1 protein-coding gene is annotated in these 250 nt (G+C 57.2%); it reads right to left on the reverse strand.

Features of this window, described 5'->3' with window-relative positions; translation table 11 throughout:
- Positions 1-250 (reverse strand): Ig-like domain-containing protein (locus tag LKX83_RS32735; RefSeq protein WP_227887453.1); only part of this gene is annotated, 250 nt, incomplete at both ends.

Here is a 250-nt window from a genome sequence, read left to right on the forward strand (position 1 = left end):
CAGGCAGCGTGGTCTGCGTGCTGTAGTCACGGTCATCTGTCGCCGTCACACTATTGCCCGCATCATCCGTGATCGTAACCTCGGCATCAACCTTGTCATGACCCAGCAAGTCAGCACCCGACACTTCGGTGCTCCAGGTCTTGCCATCGGCGTTGACCGTCGCACGACCGATCTCTTTACCATCAACGGTCAAGATCACGGTGTCACCCGCCTTCACATCACCGTCCACCGTACCGGTAATCTCTACCTT

The sequence above is a fragment of the Cohnella baijiui genome, assembly GCF_020731285.1.
Taxonomy (GTDB): Bacteria; Bacillota; Bacilli; order Paenibacillales; family Paenibacillaceae; genus Cohnella.